Source organism: Methanococcus voltae PS, from assembly GCF_024807035.1.
Taxonomy (GTDB): Archaea; AGJL01; Methanococci; order Methanococcales; family Methanococcaceae; genus Methanococcus; species Methanococcus voltae.
On the sequence record NZ_JANUCQ010000002.1, the window covers coordinates 336061 to 359048 of the forward strand.

Sequence of the window (22988 nt, forward strand, 5' to 3'; positions counted from 1 at the left end):
GTTAAATAATTTTTTTATTTTATATTATTTTATTATTAATTAATTAATTAATTATATATCATAATTATCTATTGTAAGCATAATTCAATTTTTTTTCAATTAAATTAGATAATAACGAAACTGTGAATATTACGGATAAATAAACTAAAGCTATTACAATATAAACTTCAAAGGGACTTGCTGTTTTTGTATATATTAACTGCCCCACTCTGGTCAACTCAGTTATTGCAATTACCGAAACTAAGGAACTCTCTTTTATTATTGTAGAAAATGAATTCATAAGCGAAGGCATTGAAATACGGATGGTTTGAGGAATAATAACATATACCAAACTTTGTACTTTATTCATTCCTAATGAAGAGCACGCGTCCCATTGACCTTTTGGAATGGACAATAGCGAAGCTCTGACAATTTCAGATATATAAGCCCCACCATTTAAGGATAACCCCAGTACAGCCGCTGTAGTATTATCCATTACAATACCTACCGAAGGTAAACCATAGTATATAAAAAATAGCAATATTAACAAGGGTATACCCCTAAATGTTTCCACATAAGCTCTAAATATTAAATCAACAGCCTTAGGAATATTTAAAGCTCTTAATATGCCCACTACGTGTGCAATAATAATTGCAAATACGAATGATAAAAAAGCTATTTTTAAAGTAATTACTAGCCCCCAAAAAAGTGCCGGTAAATTATACAACAATATTATGTCAAAATTCATATATTTACACCCTGATATAAATTAAAATAACACTGAATTAAAAATAAAAATAAGGTATTAATATGGTAATTATTAGTTAATTAATTGGTTTATTAGATTTTTAATTAGTAATTTAATATCAATTTAACAATCATTTAATAATTAAAATTATGTATTAATTATTCAAATGAAAGCCATTTTTCTTTTATTTCGTCGTATTTACCGTTTTCTTTCAATTTATTAATTGCTTCATTCATTTTTTGAGTTAATTCTTTAGCACCAGATTTTTGAACTGTGATAACATTTACAGGATTAATTGTAATGTTGGTAGTTTTTACATTTTGGTACTCTTTCATTTGAGTGAGAGCGTAAGCTTGACCTACGATAACAGCGTCTATTCTACCGTTTTCTAAGTCAATAAATGCTTCAGGGTTATAATTATATGTTTTAACCTCTTTAACACCTTCAAGTTTTTCTGCGGTATCTTGTGAACCGGTACCTAACTGTGCACCGATTATTTTACCGTCTAAATCAGCTAATGATTTGATTGAGTCGGTATTTTTGTTAACTACAACTACATCTGTTAAAGCGTAGTATGGTTCACTCATTTCCACATTTTCTGCAGCAGTTTCTCTTTCAGACATACAGGTAATTAATGTATCATAGTCGCCTTTTGAAAGACCACCAAGTAAAGCAGGCCATTCTGCGTCTATTATTTCAACTTTTACGCCTAATTCATTACCAAGGGCGTTTGCAAAATCGATATCGAAACCTTCGAATTCGCCAGTTTTTGCGTTTCTTGATTCAAATGGAGGGTATGCAGCACAAAGACCAACTCTTAATACACCGCTATCTTGAACATTTTTCCAAGACATATCGGTGTTTGAATCATCAGAACTTTGTGTACTAGTGGATGTACATCCTGAAAATGCCAATACTAAGCTTAATAAGCCTAATACTACTAAAGTAAGTTTTTTATTCACCATTTCACCATTAAGTTTTTTAATAGGGTTGTATTACAATATATAAATTTGATTTGCAGTTATTGTATAAATAAATTGTTATACGTAGTTATTAGTATAATTTATAGGTATTAAATAACTTAATATAATCATACTATCAAAACAGGCAAAAAAAGTGTTTTAACGTCGTAGAGTAGTTTAAAAAAAGCAATATAAAATTAAAAAAATAAAATAGTATAGATTAAAATAAATTTATTATAATAAATTTATTATAACAAACTCTTTAAGTATTTTAAAGATTCTTCTACATCATTTTCATCTATTGCAACATATTTCATAGAAATTTGATTTGCTTCTAAAATATTTATTAATTCATCCATGAAAATGCCTTTTTCAGAAATAAATTCCATTTTATTGATTTTTTCATTCATATTTGAATTACTTGAGAATCCACCCCATTCGGAACCTGAACAAGTCTTATAAATACCGCAACTTGGACTACCATCTACGCCGACCAATAAATCAATTGTATAGCCATTTTCTTTGTAGTTCATGATTTGTTGGATTACGGGTTTCAACATTTTTTGAGATTGTTCTCTAAAATGAGGGGTGTCAAATTGCTCCTTTACATGCCCCCATCGTTTGATACCATATATTATAGTTTCAGGACAAGGTAATTGGATTATACCATAATTAGCATCCATTAAGTAATTTACTACGTCTTTTAACGCTCCTTCGTATTCGCATATCCCTTCTACTTTTGCGTTTCCATTCAATATACAATGTGCAACGATTGCCATTTTTTTACATCTTTTGATAATTTCACCACAGGGTTATATTTTGTATTTTTTATTTTTTATTTTTTATTTTTTATTTTGCATATTAGTTAAATTAGTACCATATAAAGTCGCATAGGTGGTTATTTATCATAATTATACTATTTATAGGTTATTATATTAAAAATTCATTAAATAATAGATTATTAGTTAATCTAATTACGTAATTTAATTGGTAATATATTTATAAAATAAGTATTATTATGTAATATAATTATAAAATAAATAATACTGTAGTTATCATTATAATATACTAATGTTATGAAAAAAATTAAAATAGAGGTATGCAAATGATTTTAAAACCGTTTTTAAGGGAAAATTTTATACCATTACCAGTAGGGTTTATATCGTCAATCAATAAGAAAGGAATTAGAAATATAGCACCTTATTCTTGCTTAATGCCTGTTCTAAGACCTTTAGATTTAATATGTATTGCTTCAGCAAAAAGACGAGATACATTAGACAATATTAAAGAAATGAACGAATTTGTAATTAATATGACTGGCGTAGATTTTGCAGACAAAGTTGTGCCTACTGCGAAACATACGACCCCTGAAATAGATGAGTACGAATATGCACAGATTGAAGAGAAAAAATCTAGAGTAATTAAAACACCAGGTATTAAAGGAAGCTATGCTTGGATGGAATGCGAATTATTCAAAATATACGAAGAAAAAACTTATAATTTGATTATGGGTAAAGTGGTCAACTTAGAAGCTGATGACAAATACTTAAAAAAAGACGGTTCTCTCGATGTAGAAAAGGCTAAACCACTATTTAATGTGAGCGATTCTAAAGGAATGAATTTTTGCACTGTAAACGAAATAGGGACTCATGAACCTTTTGGAGCTATGTTTCCCGATGGTAAAGACCCATTATCAAAAAAATACATAGAATAGCTATTAAATTACTTAATTACAATATTTTACTTATTTTACTTATTTTACAAAATTTATTAATTGAGTATAACAAATTATTTGACTATTTGATTATTAATTTTAGATTGTTATTGGTAAGTTAAATTGGTAAATAATTGATTAATCTATTGTTTATTAGAGCTACTTACTTTGAAGGTACTTCCATATCGTAGGAGTTTTCAGTTAAGTAAGCTATAAATTTATCTAATTTTTCAGTACCCATTTCAAACATTAAGCAAGCTACGGTACTATCTACATAAATAGGCTCAAACAAATCAATATATACGAAATTTTCATTTATTGCAACGTTTTTAATATTTTTACTACTTAAATAGATGTCTGTTTCGTTATTTTTAAATTTGAAATATTTCATAATGTCACCCGGATGATTTAATTAAATGATATATTAGGATAATATGATATATAATTATCCGTACGAAATTAGGACTTTTTTTGATGTATATATTCGTATTTAGAATATAAACTAATAAAATACGCGATAATATCAAAAATAAAACTATAAATTAAAAAATAAATAAAAAAAGTAATATTCTAAAAAATAAAGTATATAAAAACAAAAGAATGTAAAATAATTTTAAAAATTAAAAAAAGAATAATTTTGATACAATGTATTATTCAATTTTAATTATAATAATTCAACAAATGCTTTTGCAGCTTCGTTGGTAGTTTTTGTATTTCCACCCGCTACAACTAAAACATCGTTTCCATTAGCTACACCATTTACAACTGCTAATGTAGCTTGTGATTCTTCCGTAAGGTTTATTTTACCCATTGACTTTAATTCTTTTGATAATGCGTTTACCACAGGTCCACCGACAACAATTAAATTTTTGTCAGCTGACTCTAATGATATTTCTTCATCTAAAACAGCTAATGGAGCTTTTAAACCTGTTAATTTAGTTCCAGTACCTTCAATACCTTCTAAAGCTATTTCAGAGTTTAAAACGGTTCCTTTTGAACCTACTGTTAAATCTAAATCTTTTGTAGTGTCCATTTCAAACAATACGTTCATAGTGTTTGCTTTATCGTCATCATCATCGAAATTCATACTTGCATATTTTAAAATATCGATTTCTTTACCTGAAGATAATGAATCGTGGTCGTCACCAACGTATTTTAAAGCAATACCTCGGTTAGGTACACCTTTTACAATATCATCGGTGTAAACTAATTTATTACCTTCTTCTATAACTACGTAAGTTTCCCAGTCAGGTATGTATTCCTCACCTAATGGCATACACTTTAAGTTATCGGTAACTACCAATTCAACGAAACCATAGTCATTTCCTATATCTTTCCATGCTTTAAACATTCTAACGCCGATACCGCCAGCCATTAAATTAGTTGGTGCATTGTCAAATTTTTCAGCGATTACTTTACCATCTTTTAAGATTTGTAATTTTATTTTATATTCTTCGTTGGTAGTTCCTGCATTACTTACTAAAACAGAATCAACTTTTACTTCAAGACCGTTTACAGCGTAAGTATCGCCTTCTTTAATTACACCTTGGTAAACTTCTTTACCTAAAACTACGACGTCTTTACTACCACTCGTACTCATGATGATATAGTTTTCGCCTAAAAATGGTATTTCTTTACCCGGGCATAAAAAATCTAAGCCTTTAAAAGTAGTATTATCGTCTTTGAATGATAAAACAGCGTAAGATAATTCATTTTCGTTTATAGCCCATTTATCGTTGTTTTCTTTTGTAACTCTACCCATTAAAAATTCATAAGCATCGTTATCGTTATCAAACCATTTGAATGGGTCTGTATCTTTAACTTCGGCTAAGGTGGATAATCTACCTAATGAAACAGCACCATCTTTTGCATCTAAATCAGTATCGTCTCCAAAATAAGCAGTATTTGCCATTAAATCAGCATAATCGCCATCTGCAGCTGCTACGAATAACGCATTGTCATCCTTAGTTGCTAAAGTAACTTCTTTGTTACCTACTAAATTGTAGTCATCTGACTTAGCAAATGCCCTCACGTTAAGTTTTGCTGAACCAACGTCTGCTGATTGCTCTGTATATAATAAATTACCAACTTTTGCGGTTATCTCTGCTGCAGAAATTACATCTCCTGCGTTTGCATTTGAACCTACAACAATATTAACATTTGGATTTCCTTCAACAACAACTTTTTTCGAGAAATCTTCTACATCTCCAATTTGTTCTACTGCAAAAGCGCCCGTAGCCAATGTCGAAGCCAACATTGCACTACCTGCGATAATTGCACTAGTTTTAACTATGCTTCTTACCATTAGTTCACCTAAGGGGATACTAGCATCAATAATATTTTTTAGATATTATTAATAACTTAGTATTATTTTTTTAATTTTAATATTACTTGTCAACAAACATATGTAATAGTAGGAATAATATATAAAACTTATGATATGATACTACTATTTTTTAATAATTAATACTGAAAAACTATATCTTGTTTAAATTTGATTAAATTCCTAAATATATACCTTAAATAACATTAAATAAGATATATCAAGATTAAAATCAATTATCTCAACAAATTATTAGATTATTTAATCTATACTAGTTACAATAAGGGGGTTATTGTAATGATTATTAATTAACATGCTTATTTGTAGACCACAATAGTATATATATCTTTCCATTTTTGCCAGAGTATTCAAAACTTTAAAAAAATATTATATTGTAATATTCAATATATTAAAGTAGTATTTAATACTATTTAAAAAAACTTTATAATAATCACCTATATATATAGTAACAATAATATTTTATTACTAAGTAATATTTTATTAAGAATATTTTAAAAATCGTAATACTATTAATTTATTATAGATAGGTGATGATTATGCAATACGTCATATTATTTTCAGCATTCTTATTGGGGGCATTTCATGCACTAGAGCCAGGGCATGGAAAATCAGTTATGGCTGCTTTCGTACTTGGGACAGATGCTAACATCTGTAGCACATTAACATTGGGTTTTACCGTAGTATTTTCTCATATAATTGTTATATTACTCATGGGGATTTTATCATTGTATTTATCAAATTATTTCAATTTAGGGAGCTTAAGCTCAACTATGGAACTTATTGGCGGAGTTATTTTATTACTGGTTGGAATTTGGATATTAAAAAGTTACTATAAACCTCACGTACATAAGATAGATACAAATAAAAGTGCTATAGCCATAGGATTATCCGCTGGTTTAATCCCTTGTCCTGCAGCTCTTGCGGTGCTTTTAATTAGCATATCTAGTGGAGTTATCGTCGATGGATTATTATATGTAATTATCTTTAGTTTAGGTCTAGCAGTTAGCATTTCGTTGTTTTCGATTCTATTTGTAAAAAGTAAAGATTTCTTGGAAAAATATGTTTCTAACAATAGCATAAACAAATTACCATTAATTAGTGGAATTATAATTATATTGTTTGGAATTTGGAATATCGCTGGTCCGTTGTTTGGAATTCATTAAATTTTTTACTTTATTTCTTTTTTAATTTTTAGATTATATTTATTTTAGTTTATTATTATTAAGTTTTTATAAAAGATATCATATAAGTTAAATTAAAGAGATAGAGATTTGGTCAAAATATGGAAAATATGGAAAATATGGAAAAAAAAGCAATAAATGAATTTGATATTATAGATATAATTCAAAAAAACAATACCTCGGTAAAGGGAAATTCTGGCATTATAAAATCTATTGGAGATGATTGTGCAGTAATTAACTTGGGAATTAACAAATTAGTGATAACTACAGATATGTTGTTCAAAAGTACTCATTTTCCAGAGTTACTTACGCCTTTTCAAATTGGAAAACGAGTAGTTACTGCCAATGTATCCGACATAGCTTCCATGTGTGCTAAACCACTCGGAATTGTGGTATCAATGGGATTTGACAAAGAAACTGCCGATAAAAAGTATATTGACGAGCTTTCGAGGGGGATAAATTCGGCTTGTTGTGAATATGAATGCCCATTAGTAGGTGGCGATACTAATAAATCAGAAGAATTGGTTTTATCAGGTACTGCGTTTGGTATTACGTCAAATCCAGTATTTAGGGATTTTAATTTAAAAGAAACAGAAACAAATCAATATGAGTCAAATATATACATAACTAATGACTTAGGGAAAGTATCCTGTGCTTTGATAATGTATGAAAAATACTTGATTGATAAAAAAAATGGAGTCCCTTATGACTTTAATGTAGGTTTAAAGCTCATAAATAACTATCCCGAAATTTTTAATAAACTTAGTGAGCCAAAAGCAAGAATTTTTGAAGGTATGGCACTTAATGGTCATATAAATACTTGTTGTGATATTTCCGATGGATTAGGTAAAGATATCACATATTTAAATAATTTTGAACTTAATTCAGAAGATATATTAAATTGTGCAAGTTCTGAAACCTTTGAATTCTGTGAAGAACTTGATATTGACGATATTGGATTATTGGATATTATATTAAATAGTGGTGAAGAATTTGAATTGCTATTTAGTTCATTTAATTCAAGTCATTATTTGAATAATAAATTGGAAAAAATTGAACGTAAAAATAAAAGTAAAAACAAAAATGATGAGAATAAAGATAATAGCAATAATAATAAGAATAATGACAGTAAAGTTCAAAAAATTGGAAAAACAATTGAAAATGGTCAATATATAGATAGTGTAGCATTTAATAAATTCCACGAGGGCGTTGTCAAAGGCTATGTTCATCGTTGGAATGATTAATGTATTGATAATTTACTATTAGATTAATATTAGATTTAATATTAGATTTAATAGTAAATATAAATAATATGATAAACAATAGTTTAGAATTACGAAAATTATTACGCTAATTATGAAAAATTATAATGAGCATGTTGATAAAAATTACATTAAATAAATATTGGTGACATTATGGGACTTAAACTTACTTCTTCATTAAGAGACATTAAAAAAATGAGACAGATGAAGGATAAAATTAGAAAAGAAGATAAAATAGAATTGGATTTATCAAAATCTAATAATAATTTGAAAAACGATTCCAATGATGAATTGGATAAAAAAAATGACGAAGACAATAATACGGTTGATTTTCAAAATTATAAGTATATAAGGGTCAATACATTACAAATTACGCCCGAAGAATTGAAAAAAAGGCTTGAAAATAAAAAAATCGTTTTGGAAGATACTTTCTTGGATTATGCCTTTAAAGTGATTAGCAGTCCTTTTTCAGTTGGTGCTACTCCAGAATATCTTTACGGATATTACTTTATGCAGAGTATTTCTTCAATGGTACCAGTTATTGCCTTGAATCCTCAAAAAGGCGAACGTATATTGGACATGTGTGCTGCACCAGGTGGCAAAACTACACATATCGCACAATTAATGAATAATGAAGGCATGGTTTTCGCTGTTGAGGTAAATAAAAATAGGGTTAGAAGTCTTACATCAAATATTAACCGTATGGGACTCAAAAACGTTGTAACAATGAATACGGATTCTGTTAACTTAAAACCTGAAGAATTAGGATTATTTGATAAAATACTATTGGATGCACCGTGTACAGGTAATGCTTATAAGGATAGTAGCCGGATTAAAAATAGAAGTGACATTTTATTTTGCTCCAATCGTCAAAAAGAACTCATACATACAGCTATTGATTTATTAAAATCAGGTGGTGAATTAGTATACAGTACATGTTCGCCAGAAATTGAGGAAGATGAAGAAGTTATTAGCCATATAGTAAACCTTAGAAATGACGTAGAACTTGTAAAATTAGATAAAAATGACTACAAGGGACTAAATATTGAAGATGCAATAATTAAGGGTACACTTAAGATTTTACCGCCAAATGAACCGTTCTATATTGCGAAACTTAAGAAATTGTAAGTATACTACATTAGTATATTAAATACACTATTTTATATACACTATTTTACATTCTTAAATTTTAAAAATAAGATTAAATAAAGTTTAAAATAATAAATTGAATTTAATATTTTATTAAATATTCTATTTTTAGATTATAGTCTTAGATTATAAGTTTAAATTATAAGTTTAAATTATAATTTTTAGATTATAAGTCCGTAACCGATTAATCTCCATCTTGAACCTATTTTTCTGCTAATTGCTACTCTGTCATTCTTATCTGCACAGATTGGCAATTTTAATTTAATATCTACTTCGTCAGGTCTTGCTGAAGCAGTTATTCCAACGGTTGTTGATGTTCCAACGTTTAACATTAAAACTTCATTTGTTTTTAATGGTTCGATTGTCAATTCGTCTTGTGAACCTACAACTCTTTCGAGTAACTGAGGTTTTATTGTCATTTGCTCTAAAGTTGGAGGTAAAGTTCCAGGTTTTCCTGCAATACTACCGTTTAAAGCATCTGATTTTGTTAATGAAGGGTCTAATTCAGTACCTACACCAATTAAACCACCAGGTTGTGCTTCTTTTACTTTTGCAGAGCCTGCACCTAATGAAGTTATTTTTGTTACAATTGGCTTCCAGTAAGTTTTGTTTCCTTCTACAACTTTTATACCAGGTCTTATTTCAATGTCTGCACCTGTTTTTAAGAGACCTTGGATGATACTTCCACCGATAACTCCACCTTTTAAGTTTTTAATAGGGGAACCTGGTTTATTTACGTCAAAACTTCTTGCAACGTGCATTCTTACATCTAAAGTATCGTCTCTTTCAGGTGTTGGGATGTACTCCTGGATTGCACTTAATAAAACGTCTAAGTTAGCACCATGGTGTGCAGAAACTGGAATTATAGGTGCGTCTTCTGCTACAGTACCTTTTACGAATTCTTTTATTTCTTCGTAGTTTTCGACTGCTTTTTCACGTGAAACTAAATCGATTTTGTTTTGGACGATTAAAATGTTTTTAACACCTAAAGCGTCTAAAGCCATTAAGTGCTCTTTTGTTTGCGGTTGTGGGCATGTTTCACTTGCTGCGATAACTAAAATAGCGCCATCCATTAAAGAAGCTCCTGATAACATAGTTGCCATAAGTGTTTCGTGTCCTGGTGCATCTACAAAGGAGATTTTTCTTAAAACTTCTGGTTTTCCACCGCATTCACATTTGTTTGTGATGGTGTAAGATTCAGCGCCCTCACATTCTGGACATTTTTTAATCTCGCAATCTGCGTAACCCAATCTAATTGAAATACCCCTTTTCAATTCTTCACTGTGAGTATCTGTCCAAACACCGGTTAATTTTCTTGTTAAACTTGTTTTACCGTGGTCTACGTGTCCAACCATTCCAATATTTACTTCTGATTGTTTCGTTCCTGTCACTGTTTCCCTCCGTAACGTGTAATTTATTATTCTTAATTTGATTCTTAATTAAATCTTAAATTGGCTTTATGCAATTTATGCAAATTCTAACGTACATTTGAAAATAAAATAATATATTTATATGTCTCATAAAATAATTATAAATTTATGTACAAGTACTAATATACTAAACAATATACTAAATAGCATACTAAAAATTATCGGCGTACACCTAAATAATAATAGTTAGATTAAAAGAAGATAGTTATTTATAGTTTATATAGGTTTGTAAAATTAAAATACATTGACGAAAATTAGTAATTTAATACATTATAATTATACACGGAGATTGGAAACACATGGAAACTTATAAAAAATTTGAATATGTTATGGAAGAAAGAAAAAGAGAAAGTAATGAAAATATCTCTAAATTTAGAAATAATTTTAGGCGAAAGTTTAGAAATAAAAAAGTTACAAATGACTTAACCGATTTAAAAATAAACATTGAACATTTTATTACAGATTTTAGGCGAAATGATGGGCTAGTAAAAGAAAATCCCGAAGATTTTATTGTTGAGGAAATTTTAGAAAAAGACTTGGTTTTAGAAGCTGGGAAAAGCTTAAAAAATAAAGAAATTAGTGAAACTAATGAAAATAATAAAAATAATGAAAATAAAGAAGATAATTTAAATATTCCTGAAGAATTCAAAGACGTAGAGCGTTGGAATGGGTCTTTTTTGCATTTTACAGTTGAAAAACTTAATTATAACACCATTGATGTGATAAAGGACTTAGCAAGACTTACTAAAACTAAAAGAAAAAATTTTGGTTTTGCAGGTACCAAGGATAAATACGCTTTAACGACCCAAAGAATGGGTTGTTTTGGGATTAAACCAGAGGTTTTGGAAGCAGTTGGTAAAAATGGACTCGTAAAAAAAAGAGGGGGTCAATTTATAGTAAAAGATGTCTGTAAGTCAAATAAAAAGTTGAGAATGGGTAACTTATGGGGTAATAAATTTACAATAAAAATTAGAGATTTTGAAGAAAACGAGAATGAATGTGAAAATAACCCTATTGAGGATACAAAGTTAGATTATGTGCTCAATTATTTTGGAATTCAACGTTTCGGGCTATATAGACCAATTACTCATCTTGTAGGTAAACATATTTATGAAAGAGACTTTGAAACGGCTTTTTATATATACTGTGGTACCCCAATACATGAAAAAGGGCTTAAAAAAGATGCAAGAGAAGCTGTTGAAAATGGCGATTTCAAATTAGCTTTAAAATTATTCCCTAGGGAAAGTGAGTACGAGAAAAGACTTATACAGCAGTATTTAAAGTATAAAGACTATAAGAAAGCTTTTTACGCATTTGCCCCACAGCTTAGAAGTTTATTTGTAAACGCTTATCAATCTTATTTATTTAATGAAATATTGAATAAAAGATATGATTACGGATATAAAACTCTTGAAGGGGACGTATTAGAAGATGGAATACCTACTGCACCACTTTGTGGGTATAAAACAGAATACTCCGGAGGCATAGCTGGAGAAATTGAGAAAGAAGTATTTGAAAAGTACAATATCGACTTTAAGAAGTTTAGAATTGAAGATTACGGTAATTTCTCAGGATTTAGACGTAAAATGATTACTCCAGTTTATAACTTTAAAATTAAAAAAATATATGAAAATGAAGAAAATGTTGAAAATTCAAATGATAATCCAATTTTGAAATTATCTTTTGAATTAGAAAAAGGAAATTATGCTACAATTGTAACTAGGGAATTTACGGGTAAATTATCCTAATTTAAGAGAATTTACCAGTTATATTCTTTATATTCTTTATATTTTTTATATTCTTTATATTTTTTATTTCATTAACTTAATAGTTTATCCATGCTATTTTAAATTGGCCATTAGTTGTCCTAACGTTAGATTTTAAATTGTTACCATTATTTTTTGAAATATCTTTATAATCACTATCTGTTGTAATATCTTCATTTAGCACTTCGTCAGAACACACTGTTACACCAATACATCCAGATAACATTAACATACAAGATAAAGAAAGAATTAAATAAAGTTTATTTTTCATAATATGCCCCTCAAGGTTAATAATATAGCTAATAATAAAATAATTTAAAATACCCGATATATATAATTTTTTACCCTAATTAATCCATACTGTACAATAAATTGTAAGAGAATAGGTCAAATAATTTAAATAAATGATGCAATAAAGAAATAACCAGGAAACTTAAAATTATGATAAACGTGATATTATGATAAAAAAACACGCGATTGAAATATTGGAAAAATCATTAACTTACGACGTTGGTTTTGGCGATTTAACCGTTGAAACGTTGATACCAAAAGATTTAAACTGTAAAGCTTTTGTAGTTGTTAAGGAAAATACCAAAATTTGTGGAATGGATTTTGTAGTTGAATTTTTGGAAAAAAATGGTATTTCTTGTAAAAAATTATATGATGAAGGAGATTATATTGATTTTTCAAATAAATCTGGAAAATCTGGAAAAAGAATTAAAATATTGGAAATTAGCGGTAACGCTCAAAAAATAATTACATTTGAAAGGACGATTTTAAATTTTATGATGCATTTATCGGGAATTGCAACAAAAACTCATCAAATCGTTTCAATTGTTAAAAAAATCAATCCAAATGTTAGAATTGCTTGCACCCGAAAAACTCTACCACTTTTATCGATAGTTGAAAAATACGCTGTTAAGGTAGGGGGCGGAGATACGCACAGATATAGACTTGATGACATGATTATGATTAAAGATAACCATATTGAAGCTTTAGGTATTGCCGAATGTATGAAAAGGGTTAAAAAAGTTAGTTTTAGTAAAAAAATTGAGGTAGAAGTTGATAATAACACTCAACTTCGAGAAGTTATAAACTATCATCCCGATATAATTATGCTCGATAATTATAACGACTTAAAAATTGAAGAAGCCCTACGTATTGTTGAAGATTGTAATAAATTATACAATTTCAAACCTATTATAGAATTAAGTGGCGGAATTACGGAAAAAAATGTTTTAAGCTATGCAAAACACCCTGTTGATGTTATTTCCATGGGTTGTTTGATACATTCTGCAAAATCTGTGGATATGGGCTTGGATTTAGAAAAAATTTAGAAAAAATTTAAAAATAATATTCTTTTTTTATTTCTTTTATTTTCATTACCAACCTTGCCATCTTGAATAACTAAAATTATCTAAAGTTAATGTTTCATTTTTATTCTCGTCTTTACTTTTACTTTTATTTTCATTTTCATCGCCATTTTTAGAACATACGCAAGTTTCATTCGTTGATATACGTCTTGATACATAAAAACCATTTATTGCATCTAAAACTATTTTTACATTACCTTTTGTCTTTGGTAAAACTAATATATCTTTTGAAGGCAATAATACAGAAGCTCGTATGTTATTTTCCCTTGCAACTTCTGTAAGATATTTATTCAATTCGAAAACTTCATTAAATAAATCTGTTGATATTTTTTCTTCAGGGTCGCAATATTTCAAACAGCAACCTTCTCTCCAATGACCGATTTTATCCCCTACTTCGTGAACACGTTGTACGTTTATATTGTAATGCTCGTGAATTGCCATAACATCATTTTGGCTTAATCTTAAGAGAGGTCTCAAAAAATAAGTATCATAACGTCTTGGGATTTTTGAAAGTTCCATTTTATGATAAAATTCTTTATCTTCAGAATTTGGGTTTTTTTCCCTTAAATCATCTAAAATTGGCCCCGAGATTTTTTCCAAGGCGGTATCACCAGTTATTATGATATCAAATCCATTTTCGTGTGCATATTCTACAGCTCTAATTTTCATTATGTCTTTACATATTCTACAGATACTTTTACCTTTTGCACCGCGAATTTTTTTAGAGAGCTTTTCGGTTATATCGGGGAATATAATCGGGACTTCATATTTTTTAGCCAACTTTTCGGCTTCGTTTTTTGAAATATCCCAGCTCCAGTTGTGGACGTAATGAATACATAATTCAACGTTTATATTTAATTCTTTACATAATGCAAGTGCAGTGGCACTATCTTTGCCCCCGCTTAACATTAAAAGAGCTTTTTTATCCAATAAATCACTATTTTCTAAATTTTTTATAATATTTGATTTTAATTCGTTTAAATCGTGTAAATTTCGTTTTTCGATAGTCCATTGTGTGAATTTTAAGTTTTTAGTGTTATTTTCATATTTTAGGGGTTTTGCAGTATTTTCCATTATAATCACGTATTTAATAATTTTAATAACTTAATAATTTAATAATTTTAATAAGTTTAATCGATAATTGTAATTTTATATATGGTCTAAATCATAGAATTTCATTATATTAATACTTAATATCATTACTTAATATTAATACACCCTATTACTACACTCGAGGATATATTCCGAAAGATTTATATAGTAGAATACTTAATGATATATTGCGAGAGATACAATAGATTAAGGAATTGCTCTATTGGTGTTCTTTTATGTGCAGAGGTGGTTGAGCTTGGTCAAAGGCGTCGGACTTGAAATCCGATGGGGCTTTGCCCCGCAAGGGTTCAAATCCCTTCCTCTGCGTTTTTTTATACAAGGTTATATTCATTAATATGAATGTAATGATTAATTACTACTTTGTAAATTGATTTTTTTAAGTGGGCTGATAGCTCAGCCTGGGAGAGTGCCGCATTGGCTATGCGGATGCCGCGGGTTCAAATCCCGCTCAGTCCATTTTTTAGAAAATATTTTAAGATATTATACCATTTTAAATCTTTTGAATTATTTTAACTTAAAATAAGTTAATATTTATATATTCATATCATTCAATATTGTTTAATTACTATTTGTATTATTTTTTGGAGAATATACTATGTTTAAACTAAAAAAAATGAATAAGAAATATCAAAATATGATTTTTGGACTTTTTATGTCAATTTTAATGGCTTTTGGTATGTCTCTTGTAATGACTGCTTCCGTTTTAGGCGTTAATGAAGCTTTATTACGTGCTTGGCCATCTAAATTTTTAATAGGTATTGTAGTGGCAATCCCGTATTCATTTATTGCAGGACCAATTGCTAAAATAATAACCTCAAAAATCGTTGAAACATCCTCACAAGATGAATAATCTTAAAAAATAAGAATGATAACTGAATTAAAAATAAAAATGATAAATAATTTATAAGTCGTATTTTACAATAAAATAAACACTTACAAGAATTTCATCTATATTATTCATATTATTCTCGTCTTCAATTTTAGCGTATAAGTCTTTTTTATCACTTGTATTGTCATTCGATAGCGTAATCGTCTTACAAACGTCAAAGCTCTTAAATAAAATGTCTACTTCTATATTTTCGGGTAATTGTTCTTTAAAACTTTTTAAAATTTCGAAAAGATTATTTACAACGTTTTTTGCTTGCTCTTTTGTAAAAAAATCTGAATCTTTTGGAATATAAGATATCTCTGTTTTTAATTTTTTATGATTTTCTAATTTCAACCAGTAATCGCCGAATTTAGTACCTTGAATAGCGTAATCCTTTAATTCAAAGCTTCTTGAGATTGTATTCTTCATAATTTCACTTTTATATTTTTTATTTTATTATGATATTTATTTTAGTTTTTTATATTTTTTATATTTTTTAGTATATTTTAGTATATTTTATCAAATTATTGGTTTTCTAAAGTTTCTTTTAAATCATTTGCTTCTTTTAACCATTCTGGAGCTATTGGTTTTTCCGATGCCACCATAGCAATTGATTTTCCGTGTAAGGTTTGTCTAACGCGCATACCCTCAGGGAATACTCTATTCATAAAATCTAGCACTTTATCGATGAATTCATCTTTCGCATCGTAAATCTTTGTGTTTAATTCGATATCTGAATCAGTTACAATCTCCAATCTAGACGGTTGGTCGAGTACAGCTATTTTTTCTAGGAGTTTTGGAGCATAAGTTTCGTCAATTATAGTTAATTTTTTTATAACTTTGTCATCTTGTTTTATCTCTTCCGATATCTCCGCAATATCCCGTAAACTAATTGCTCTAGAGGTAGACTTAGGCAATGCTCCTATTATAAAATAAGGTTCTTCCAAATTACAAATCATAGTAACTTGTAGTATAGATTTACCCAAAACTAAATCTTCAAGGTTTGTTTGGATTATTCTATCATATATTTGCTTTCCTTCCGGGTCAGTACATTCTACATTTATCTTTGACATAAATATCCCTTAATTAACTCATTATAATAATAAAATGTGTAATTTAATAATATATTATATGAGGTATCCTATTTAAAATAACTTATGAATAAATCTGATAAAAATATTTTGTTAAGAATATAATTCAGTAGTTAGATAAAATAAAAAATAAAAAATAAAAGATAAAAGATAAAAGATAAAAAAATGCTAATTTAAATTATACAAAGAAAATAAAAAATTATTGGATTAATCCACTCATTAATTTTCCAATAGATATTACATCTACACCTTTTCCTAACCCAAATTCGTATTCTACACTTCCAATTACGAGCTTTATTTCACTGTCTAAATCAAATGTTCCTGAATTTTGGATAGCGTAGCTATTAATTTTACTATATTGGAAAAACCTAAATTCTTTCTTTTTTCCAGTTAATCCCTGTGCATTCATCATTATTATCCTTGATGGAGTAAAGACCAATTCATCACGTACTCCTTTAAATGAACATAGTATTTCTTCCCCATCTAATAAAAATTCTTTAAAAAATGGATTTTCATTCCCTCGGTTGTCTTTTCCGAAAAATCCCAATTTTACAACATTTATCATATTTACCCTCAATTTATTTTTTGAATTATTAATGCAGTATTTTTAATAAAATCTGGCATTATATACTGTTAAATATACATTTTTTCTATTATTCTTATTATATAACATTTTTTATTTAAATTTAGATAGCATAATATTTAAAAAATAAGATTAGTGAAAATAGGATAGACAAAACCAATAAATTTATAAGATTTTAAAAATTAAATTTGAGTAAATTCAAGTTAAATGAAGTTTAAAAAAGAGTGCTCTCAGTATCTGTGTATTCATCATTTTCAAATTGCTATAAACTCATAATCCGATACACTATGATAGCAATATTGACTTCAGTAGAGATGACAATCATCATCGAGCATTTTTATTTTTTACGTTATTTTTTACGTTATTTTTTTATTTTTTGACGTATATTTAAGATACCTGTTATTTTATATAAAACTTAAACATTTATAATATATTTATAATATTTAAAGACATATTTTTAATTATAGCTATCATAAATAAAATAATCTAAAATAATTTATAATCTAAAATCTAAAAATAAGCTAAACTAATATTTGGTGATAATATGGATAAAATTGATATATTATTAGTTAATGACGATGGAATTCAATCAAATGGGTTATTAGAATTAAAAAATTCATTAGAAAATAATTTTGATGCAAATGTGACTGTTGTAGCTCCTTCAAATCAACAAAGCGGTATCGGAAGAGCTATAAGTTTATTTGAACCCCTTAGAATAACAAAAGTTAAGCTTCCAGACTGTACGGAAGGTTTTGCCGTTTCTGGAACGCCTACGGACTGTGTCGTTCTTGGAATATTTAAAATACTTGATAAAATACCAGATTACGTGGTATCTGGAATAAATATTGGTGAAAATTTAGGTACTGAAATCACCACTTCTGGAACTCTTGGAGCTGCTTTTGAAGGAGCTCATCACGGTGCTAAATCAATAGCTTGTTCATTGCAGGTTAAAACTGACGATATTAAATTTAATGAAGGTCATGCCCCTGTTGAGTTTAAAAATTCTGCTAAAATATTAAGCAATGTACTTAAAAAATCCATTGAATGTGACGTATTCGATAGCGGATGTGACGTTTTAAATGTAAATGTGCCACATGAAGCAGATACTAAAACGCCTTGGGAAATCACTACTCTTGCTAAAAAAATGTACACCACCCATATTGACCAAAGAAAAGACCCTAGGGGTAGGGATTACTATTGGATTGATGGTAGTCCCGTATATGATGAGGAAGAGGGTACAGACGTACACGCCGTTAGAAATAAAAATAATGTTTCAATTACGCCTCTTACTTTAGATACTACTTTGAAAAATTTAGAATTGTTTAAAAAAGAATATTCTGATAAATTAATTTAGATATTTAATTTCTTTTTTTTATTTTCTATTATTCTTATTTTGATATTCTCGTTTTTTTCTTTGAATTATCTTATAATATGGCTCATGAGGAACGTGCAAGAATTTTTTTCTGATATTTTTTATAGAATTTGAAATTCCCATAACTCGTATATTTATTGGATTTCTTTTATAATGGCCCACCATAATTAAAGAAGCTTTTACGTTGTCAACTTGCGTTCTTTCGACCCTTAAAATTCCCATTCCGTTGCTATAATCAATTAACCAGGGATTAGCAATACCACATTCTTTAAATCCACAGTAATCGATTATGGAACTTCTAATTATTCCTATGACATCGTCATTTGAAAGTTCTTCCTTGTGAAGTATTTCAAAAGCCAAATATCTCTTTTTTTCCCTTAATGTAGGGGGTAATGTCTTTAACATATTTCAACCTTTAAATTATTAAATTATACTACTAATTATATTACTAATTCTATTACTAATTACATGGGCAATATAATGCTAAGTATTTTGTCACCTAAAAACGGCGTTATGATGTAAGATAGTGCAATCGGTACCAATAAAGGTAATTCCGGAGTTGCCCAAACATATTGCGTATCTTTGTACTTTGACAAATCATAATTTTTATCGTCATTTACTGAAGGTATCAATTTAACGTCTTTTCCTTTTCCCAATACTACTTTGTTTCCTTTTTTAGCTTCTGCTACGGTTATATATTCACCAACTAACATTAAAACATATTCTTTCAATTTTTTAGGCTTTACACCGTTTGAAAGGTTTTTAAAGAACAAATATATAGGTAACACAATCATTAATATTACACCGTTGAAGAAAACCAACAATGGGAACCAGGGTATATATTCCATTGTATATAACGGTTGAAGTGAAGAATATACTGGAAATGCGTAGCTTGGAATTAATGCGCCCATTCCCATTAATATTTTACCATCTGCACCACCGATGCCTAATACAAACATTAAATAACCAATTATAAAGCATATTATAAATCCTGATATTGAAGAGATTATTGGCATAAAGTTGCCTGTTGTGAACGATAAGTATGTGGATAAAAGCAATCCTATAACTGCCATCCCTATCCAAATATAATTTTCTATCTCTCGGGATTTGATATCCTGTATAGATGCAATTAATAATCCCAAAAGTCCTATTGCGTATGCTATCAAGTTATCACTTTTTAAATTTTTAAATTTTTATAATATATTTTAATATTATTCATATTATTCATACAAATTATTGTTTTATTGTTTTATAGTTTATTTGGATTATCTAATATTTATTATTAATATATTACAAATTTGGATATATAGCAACTTTTTAGGATTATTAGCGAAAGTAATATATATAAGGATAAATATTTTACATTCGAATGTATTTATTGGTGCACATTATTAAATTTTTTTTAAAAAATTAGAATTAAAATTATAATCCTAATATTAGATTTCTAAATTATATTAATAAATATTAATAATAATGGCAAACCTCAAAACCCCCAAATATTAAATATTAAATATATTCACACAATCAATATAAACTATTAAATAGTTTAAACGTATATTCAAATATATGAATAAACATAATAGTTTTATAAGTAATTAATTATAAAATTTTTATATTAATTCGTATGGGCAAACATGAAATAAAATACTATAGATATGAAAAATATGTAGCATAATCCATAAAAATATCCATAACAACTTATTAAAGTATATCAATCTCACAAAATATCAACTACTAAGTATAATTTAAAAAGGTGATAATTTGAAATATACTCCTAATGATTTAATATCCCACTACATTTATTTGATACATTTGGAATTAAACATTTTAAACAACAGTTTATTAAAAGATTGCGAAATTACATCTTCACAATTTAGAGTATTATCTTGCTTATGGGTAAAAGACGGTTTAACACAGTCTGAAATACACGAATACTTGGGCATAAAACCATCTTCAATTTCAGGATTAATCGACTGTCTTGAGAAAAAAGGTTTCCTCAAAAGAGTTGTTGATAAAGAAGATGCAAGGATAAATAGAATTTACTTGACTGAAAAAAGTTCTGAATTCAAAGAATGCTGTTGGGAAAAAGCTATCGGATTAAACAACGATATTTTAGAAGGCTTTGACGAACAAGAAAAAGAAGAAGTTAAAAAAATACTTGTGAAATTATATGATAACGTTCACAAAAGATTACTTAATCACGACAAGTAATAAAACAAATTAAAAAAAATAAAATATAATAGACTAAAATAGACTAAAATATAAATAAAAACTATTTTCTATTTTTTTAAATAAATTAAAATATTATTTATTTAAAATTTACATATTTAAAATAAATTTATAAATTTAAAATTAAAGTAATGATTTTTCGATACCATTTTCTGTAATCATAACTGTTGCACAAGTTACAGGATTCTCGAAATATTCGTGTTCCATTATGTTTTTAGAGATTTCTTCAGCGGTTTTTAAATCTACTGCTATTTTTTGGTGACTTGTTATCTTACAAGCTTCATAAACACTTAAATAATAAGCGTTGCCCTCTTCCAAATCTACTTTTTTAATCCTAATATCATCTTTTGCTACATAAGCCATGTAAGCTTCTTCTTTGTTCAAAACTACGGATATTCTTGGCGTATTATAATCGTCTTTTTCATAATCCATTCCTATCATAGATAATGAAAGTGCGTCTCTTATTGGTAAGCCTAATTTAATTTTATCTGCGATAATATCAGTTTGCGAACCATTTGTAGCTACGATTGTATCCATATCGTTTTTTTCATCGTTTACTATTTTAACACAATTATAAGTAATATAAGTATTTTTAAATATTTCTTCCAAATCTTTAGGGATTATTGCTATTGTATTTTCATCCATTTCCTTTGAAACTCTGTTTGGGAAACTTCTGCTTGATACTCTGTAAGTTACAAAAGGATTACCCTCTTCTGTTTTGCCCAGTATTAAAAATCTTCCAAGATACATTATAAATCACCAATTAAATAAATAATTTCTTTTTATATTATCCTATTATTTTTTATGTTAGTATTTTATTTTATAATTTTATAATTTATTATATTATTTTATTATTATTTATTATAGTTATTGCACCTATTGTACAGTAATCTACACAAGCGTGACATTCTATACACTTCTCGGTATCAATTGTAGCATTACCAAGTGCAGTTATTGCTTCCTGCTCACAAAATGGAACACAAGCGCCACAACCCACGCAATTATCTCCAATTTCTAAAGAAAAATCTTTATTGGTATTTTTATTTTCATCTTCAATTATATTTCCAAATTTATCATCTGCTGTTGACATAATTTACCCTATTAATTTTAAAAAAAATGCAAATTTGATTTATTTTTATTTATTTTTATTTATTTTAATTTAATTCGACTTGATTAATAAATAATTATTATACATAATTACTAATGTACATTAATATATACTATGTGTTATTTTATAAATATTATTTATAATTATTATCTATACACTTATTATCATATGGCGATATTATGAATGAAATTATGAAAGAAATAGTTGAAAAAAATAAATTTAAAATCAATGGCGAGACATTTATAATACTTGGGATTAATAATGCAACTATTAATAATGACATATTTCAATTAAACAAGAAATTTGAATTTCAAATGCTAAATGCGGATTGCATAGCTACTATTAGCCATATTAAACAAGGTATAGTACAAGCTATGACTAAAAAAAATATTTCAAATAATTTTTGGGTAGAGATATTAGTGAGAGCTTCTGCTACTCGTCAAATATCGACAGCTATTAAATTATTAGGAGCAAAATCCGGAAATGTATGCCTTATTTGTAAAGATGAAAAAGTTGCGGAAGTTATTATCGATAAAATTGGCGGAAACGTTCAAAAAGATGTTGTAGAATTTTTAAACGTATCAGATGATTTTAACAATGAAAAGTTCAAAAACATAGTTAGTATATACGATTTAAAAAACGTTTACACAGTTGAAAACTTGATTAAAAGAGTTATTGAAGAAATAGCTATTGTAGAGTGTAAAGTTTAAAATACT

Annotated in this window: 25 protein-coding genes and 2 tRNA genes; 12 read left to right on the forward strand and 15 right to left on the reverse strand. The window is 27.8% G+C overall.

Annotation, left to right across the window (positions count from 1 at the left end):
* Nucleotides 1-64: 64 nt before the first annotated feature.
* The 3 genes from M2325_RS04755 to M2325_RS04765 form a co-directional block, all read right to left on the reverse strand.
* Nucleotides 65-727 (reverse strand): amino acid ABC transporter permease, encoded by a 663-nt coding sequence (locus tag M2325_RS04755; protein WP_209590970.1) that lies wholly within the window; start codon nucleotides 725-727, stop codon nucleotides 65-67.
* Between the two features lie 158 nt (nucleotides 728-885).
* Nucleotides 886-1689: an ABC transporter substrate-binding protein gene (locus M2325_RS04760; protein ID WP_374759674.1), complete on the reverse strand. Its 804-nt coding sequence runs from the start codon at nucleotides 1687-1689 to the stop codon at nucleotides 886-888.
* A 248-nt stretch (nucleotides 1690-1937) separates the two neighbouring features.
* Entirely contained in the window at nucleotides 1938-2468 is a 531-nt protein-coding gene (locus tag M2325_RS04765; RefSeq protein WP_245314149.1) for a CD3072 family TudS-related putative desulfidase, read from the reverse strand.
* Between the two features lie 326 nt (nucleotides 2469-2794).
* Here M2325_RS04765 and M2325_RS04770 point away from each other — a divergent pair, with 326 nt between their 5' ends.
* Nucleotides 2795-3403 carry a flavin reductase family protein gene (locus M2325_RS04770; protein ID WP_209590972.1) on the forward strand — a complete coding sequence of 203 codons (609 nt, stop codon included), beginning with the start codon at nucleotides 2795-2797 and terminating at the stop codon, nucleotides 3401-3403.
* 163 nt (nucleotides 3404-3566) lie between these two features.
* Here the strand turns inward: M2325_RS04770 and M2325_RS04775 are convergent, their stop codons facing one another.
* A complete protein-coding gene (locus M2325_RS04775) occupies nucleotides 3567-3794 on the reverse strand; it encodes a hypothetical protein (protein ID WP_209590973.1) in 228 nt (75 codons plus the stop codon).
* 273 nt (nucleotides 3795-4067) lie between these two features.
* Nucleotides 4068-5708 carry an S-layer protein gene (locus M2325_RS04780; RefSeq protein WP_209590974.1) on the reverse strand — a complete coding sequence of 547 codons (1641 nt, stop codon included), beginning with the start codon at nucleotides 5706-5708 and terminating at the stop codon, nucleotides 4068-4070.
* A 575-nt stretch (nucleotides 5709-6283) separates the two neighbouring features.
* Here M2325_RS04780 and M2325_RS04785 point away from each other — a divergent pair.
* The 3 genes from M2325_RS04785 to M2325_RS04795 all read left to right on the forward strand — a co-directional run bounded on the left by M2325_RS04785 (nucleotide 6284) and on the right by M2325_RS04795 (nucleotide 9318).
* Nucleotides 6284-6910 carry a HoxN/HupN/NixA family nickel/cobalt transporter gene (locus tag M2325_RS04785; RefSeq protein WP_259051667.1) on the forward strand — a complete coding sequence of 209 codons (627 nt, stop codon included), beginning with the start codon at nucleotides 6284-6286 and terminating at the stop codon, nucleotides 6908-6910.
* A 152-nt stretch (nucleotides 6911-7062) separates the two neighbouring features.
* A complete protein-coding gene (locus M2325_RS04790) occupies nucleotides 7063-8172 on the forward strand; it encodes a thiamine-phosphate kinase (RefSeq protein ID WP_259051923.1) in 1110 nt (369 codons plus the stop codon).
* A 171-nt stretch (nucleotides 8173-8343) separates the two neighbouring features.
* Nucleotides 8344-9318: an NOL1/NOP2/sun family putative RNA methylase gene (locus M2325_RS04795; protein WP_245314866.1), complete on the forward strand. Its 975-nt coding sequence runs from the start codon at nucleotides 8344-8346 to the stop codon at nucleotides 9316-9318.
* A 182-nt stretch (nucleotides 9319-9500) separates the two neighbouring features.
* Here M2325_RS04795 and M2325_RS04800 read toward each other — a convergent pair whose 3' ends face one another.
* Nucleotides 9501-10730 carry a translation initiation factor IF-2 subunit gamma gene (locus M2325_RS04800; protein ID WP_209590976.1) on the reverse strand — a complete coding sequence of 410 codons (1230 nt, stop codon included), beginning with the start codon at nucleotides 10728-10730 and terminating at the stop codon, nucleotides 9501-9503.
* A gap of 338 nt (nucleotides 10731-11068) precedes the next feature.
* Here M2325_RS04800 and truD point away from each other — a divergent pair, with 338 nt between their 5' ends.
* A complete protein-coding gene (gene truD, locus M2325_RS04805) occupies nucleotides 11069-12517 on the forward strand; it encodes a tRNA pseudouridine(13) synthase TruD (RefSeq protein ID WP_259051670.1) in 1449 nt (482 codons plus the stop codon).
* Between the two features lie 76 nt (nucleotides 12518-12593).
* Here the strand turns inward: truD and M2325_RS04810 are convergent, their stop codons facing one another.
* A complete protein-coding gene (locus tag M2325_RS04810) occupies nucleotides 12594-12806 on the reverse strand; it encodes a hypothetical protein (RefSeq protein WP_209590978.1) in 213 nt (70 codons plus the stop codon).
* Between the two features lie 187 nt (nucleotides 12807-12993).
* Between M2325_RS04810 and nadC the strand changes: the two genes are divergently transcribed.
* Nucleotides 12994-13872: a carboxylating nicotinate-nucleotide diphosphorylase gene (nadC, locus tag M2325_RS04815; protein WP_259051672.1), complete on the forward strand. Its 879-nt coding sequence runs from the start codon at nucleotides 12994-12996 to the stop codon at nucleotides 13870-13872.
* A gap of 45 nt (nucleotides 13873-13917) precedes the next feature.
* Here nadC and M2325_RS04820 read toward each other — a convergent pair whose 3' ends face one another.
* A complete protein-coding gene (locus M2325_RS04820; protein WP_259051676.1) occupies nucleotides 13918-14982 on the reverse strand; it encodes a phosphoadenosine phosphosulfate reductase domain-containing protein in 1065 nt (354 codons plus the stop codon).
* Between the two features lie 258 nt (nucleotides 14983-15240).
* Here M2325_RS04820 and M2325_RS04825 point away from each other — a divergent pair.
* The 3 genes from M2325_RS04825 (at nucleotide 15241) to M2325_RS04835 (ending at nucleotide 15871) form a co-directional block, all read left to right on the forward strand.
* Nucleotides 15241-15327 (forward strand) — tRNA-Ser (locus tag M2325_RS04825).
* Nucleotides 15328-15403: 76 nt separating this feature from the next.
* Nucleotides 15404-15477: transfer RNA gene (locus M2325_RS04830), tRNA-Ala, on the forward strand.
* Nucleotides 15478-15616: 139 nt separating this feature from the next.
* Nucleotides 15617-15871: a DUF2798 domain-containing protein gene (locus tag M2325_RS04835; RefSeq protein WP_209590981.1), complete on the forward strand. Its 255-nt coding sequence runs from the start codon at nucleotides 15617-15619 to the stop codon at nucleotides 15869-15871.
* 51 nt (nucleotides 15872-15922) lie between these two features.
* On the opposite strand, the gene M2325_RS04840 is transcribed toward M2325_RS04835, so the two are convergent.
* The 3 genes from M2325_RS04840 to M2325_RS04850 form a co-directional block, all read right to left on the reverse strand.
* Complete coding sequence (locus M2325_RS04840) at nucleotides 15923-16318, reverse strand: hypothetical protein (protein ID WP_209590982.1); 396 nt, start codon at nucleotides 16316-16318, stop codon at nucleotides 15923-15925.
* A 95-nt stretch (nucleotides 16319-16413) separates the two neighbouring features.
* Nucleotides 16414-16962 carry a methanogenesis marker 17 protein gene (locus tag M2325_RS04845; RefSeq protein WP_259051678.1) on the reverse strand — a complete coding sequence of 183 codons (549 nt, stop codon included), beginning with the start codon at nucleotides 16960-16962 and terminating at the stop codon, nucleotides 16414-16416.
* Nucleotides 16963-17179: 217 nt separating this feature from the next.
* Nucleotides 17180-17545 (reverse strand): PH domain-containing protein, encoded by a 366-nt coding sequence (locus M2325_RS04850; RefSeq protein WP_209631745.1) that lies wholly within the window; start codon nucleotides 17543-17545, stop codon nucleotides 17180-17182.
* 562 nt (nucleotides 17546-18107) lie between these two features.
* On the opposite strand from M2325_RS04850, the gene surE reads away from it, so the two are divergent.
* Nucleotides 18108-18917 carry a 5'/3'-nucleotidase SurE gene (gene surE / locus M2325_RS04855; RefSeq protein ID WP_259051686.1) on the forward strand — a complete coding sequence of 270 codons (810 nt, stop codon included), beginning with the start codon at nucleotides 18108-18110 and terminating at the stop codon, nucleotides 18915-18917.
* A gap of 18 nt (nucleotides 18918-18935) precedes the next feature.
* On the opposite strand, the gene M2325_RS04860 is transcribed toward surE, so the two are convergent.
* The gene (locus M2325_RS04860; RefSeq protein WP_209590986.1) at nucleotides 18936-19340 is read right to left on the reverse strand and encodes an Rpp14/Pop5 family protein; all 405 of its coding nucleotides are present in this window, start codon (nucleotides 19338-19340) and stop codon (nucleotides 18936-18938) included.
* Between the two features lie 59 nt (nucleotides 19341-19399).
* Nucleotides 19400-20101, reverse strand: a complete 702-nt coding sequence (gene flaK / locus M2325_RS04865; protein ID WP_245314144.1) for a preflagellin peptidase FlaK — start codon at nucleotides 20099-20101, stop codon at nucleotides 19400-19402.
* A 595-nt stretch (nucleotides 20102-20696) separates the two neighbouring features.
* On the opposite strand from flaK, the gene M2325_RS04870 reads away from it, so the two are divergent.
* A complete protein-coding gene (locus M2325_RS04870; RefSeq protein WP_209590987.1) occupies nucleotides 20697-21146 on the forward strand; it encodes a MarR family winged helix-turn-helix transcriptional regulator in 450 nt (149 codons plus the stop codon).
* A 141-nt stretch (nucleotides 21147-21287) separates the two neighbouring features.
* Here the strand turns inward: M2325_RS04870 and M2325_RS04875 are convergent, their stop codons facing one another.
* Both M2325_RS04875 and M2325_RS04880 read right to left on the reverse strand, forming a co-directional pair.
* Nucleotides 21288-21914, reverse strand: a complete 627-nt coding sequence (locus M2325_RS04875; protein ID WP_259051689.1) for an IMP cyclohydrolase — start codon at nucleotides 21912-21914, stop codon at nucleotides 21288-21290.
* An 88-nt stretch (nucleotides 21915-22002) separates the two neighbouring features.
* Nucleotides 22003-22254 carry a DUF362 domain-containing protein gene (locus M2325_RS04880; protein WP_209590989.1) on the reverse strand — a complete coding sequence of 84 codons (252 nt, stop codon included), beginning with the start codon at nucleotides 22252-22254 and terminating at the stop codon, nucleotides 22003-22005.
* Between the two features lie 197 nt (nucleotides 22255-22451).
* Between M2325_RS04880 and cgi121 the strand changes: the two genes are divergently transcribed.
* On the forward strand, nucleotides 22452-22982 hold the full coding sequence (cgi121, locus tag M2325_RS04885; RefSeq protein WP_310572593.1) for a KEOPS complex subunit Cgi121: 531 nt from the start codon (nucleotides 22452-22454) through the stop codon (nucleotides 22980-22982).
* Nucleotides 22983-22988: the final 6 nt, after the last annotated feature.

Excerpts from the sequence above, each read along its gene's own strand:
- M2325_RS04755 (WP_209590970.1), bottom strand. The coding sequence starts at position 727 with ATGAATTTTGACATAATATTGTTGTATAATTTACCGGCACTTTTTTGG.
- M2325_RS04765 (WP_245314149.1), bottom strand. The coding sequence starts at position 2,468 with ATGGCAATCGTTGCACATTGTATATTGAATGGAAACGCAAAAGTAGAA.
- M2325_RS04770 (WP_209590972.1), top strand. The coding sequence starts at position 2,795 with ATGATTTTAAAACCGTTTTTAAGGGAAAATTTTATACCATTACCAGTA.
- M2325_RS04775 (WP_209590973.1), bottom strand. The coding sequence starts at position 3,794 with ATGAAATATTTCAAATTTAAAAATAACGAAACAGACATCTATTTAAGT.
- M2325_RS04780 (WP_209590974.1), bottom strand. The coding sequence starts at position 5,708 with ATGGTAAGAAGCATAGTTAAAACTAGTGCAATTATCGCAGGTAGTGCA.
- M2325_RS04785 (WP_259051667.1), top strand. The coding sequence starts at position 6,284 with ATGCAATACGTCATATTATTTTCAGCATTCTTATTGGGGGCATTTCAT.
- M2325_RS04795 (WP_245314866.1), top strand. The coding sequence starts at position 8,344 with ATGGGACTTAAACTTACTTCTTCATTAAGAGACATTAAAAAAATGAGA.
- truD (WP_259051670.1), top strand. The coding sequence starts at position 11,069 with ATGGAAACTTATAAAAAATTTGAATATGTTATGGAAGAAAGAAAAAGA.
- M2325_RS04810 (WP_209590978.1), bottom strand. The coding sequence starts at position 12,806 with ATGAAAAATAAACTTTATTTAATTCTTTCTTTATCTTGTATGTTAATG.
- nadC (WP_259051672.1), top strand. The coding sequence starts at position 12,994 with ATGATAAAAAAACACGCGATTGAAATATTGGAAAAATCATTAACTTAC.
- M2325_RS04820 (WP_259051676.1), bottom strand. The coding sequence starts at position 14,982 with ATGGAAAATACTGCAAAACCCCTAAAATATGAAAATAACACTAAAAAC.
- M2325_RS04835 (WP_209590981.1), top strand. The coding sequence starts at position 15,617 with ATGTTTAAACTAAAAAAAATGAATAAGAAATATCAAAATATGATTTTT.
- M2325_RS04840 (WP_209590982.1), bottom strand. The coding sequence starts at position 16,318 with ATGAAGAATACAATCTCAAGAAGCTTTGAATTAAAGGATTACGCTATT.
- M2325_RS04845 (WP_259051678.1), bottom strand. The coding sequence starts at position 16,962 with ATGTCAAAGATAAATGTAGAATGTACTGACCCGGAAGGAAAGCAAATA.
- M2325_RS04850 (WP_209631745.1), bottom strand. The coding sequence starts at position 17,545 with ATGATAAATGTTGTAAAATTGGGATTTTTCGGAAAAGACAACCGAGGG.
- surE (WP_259051686.1), top strand. The coding sequence starts at position 18,108 with ATGGATAAAATTGATATATTATTAGTTAATGACGATGGAATTCAATCA.
- M2325_RS04860 (WP_209590986.1), bottom strand. The coding sequence starts at position 19,340 with ATGTTAAAGACATTACCCCCTACATTAAGGGAAAAAAAGAGATATTTG.
- M2325_RS04875 (WP_259051689.1), bottom strand. The coding sequence starts at position 21,914 with ATGTATCTTGGAAGATTTTTAATACTGGGCAAAACAGAAGAGGGTAAT.
- M2325_RS04880 (WP_209590989.1), bottom strand. The coding sequence starts at position 22,254 with ATGTCAACAGCAGATGATAAATTTGGAAATATAATTGAAGATGAAAAT.
- cgi121 (WP_310572593.1), top strand. The coding sequence starts at position 22,452 with ATGAATGAAATTATGAAAGAAATAGTTGAAAAAAATAAATTTAAAATC.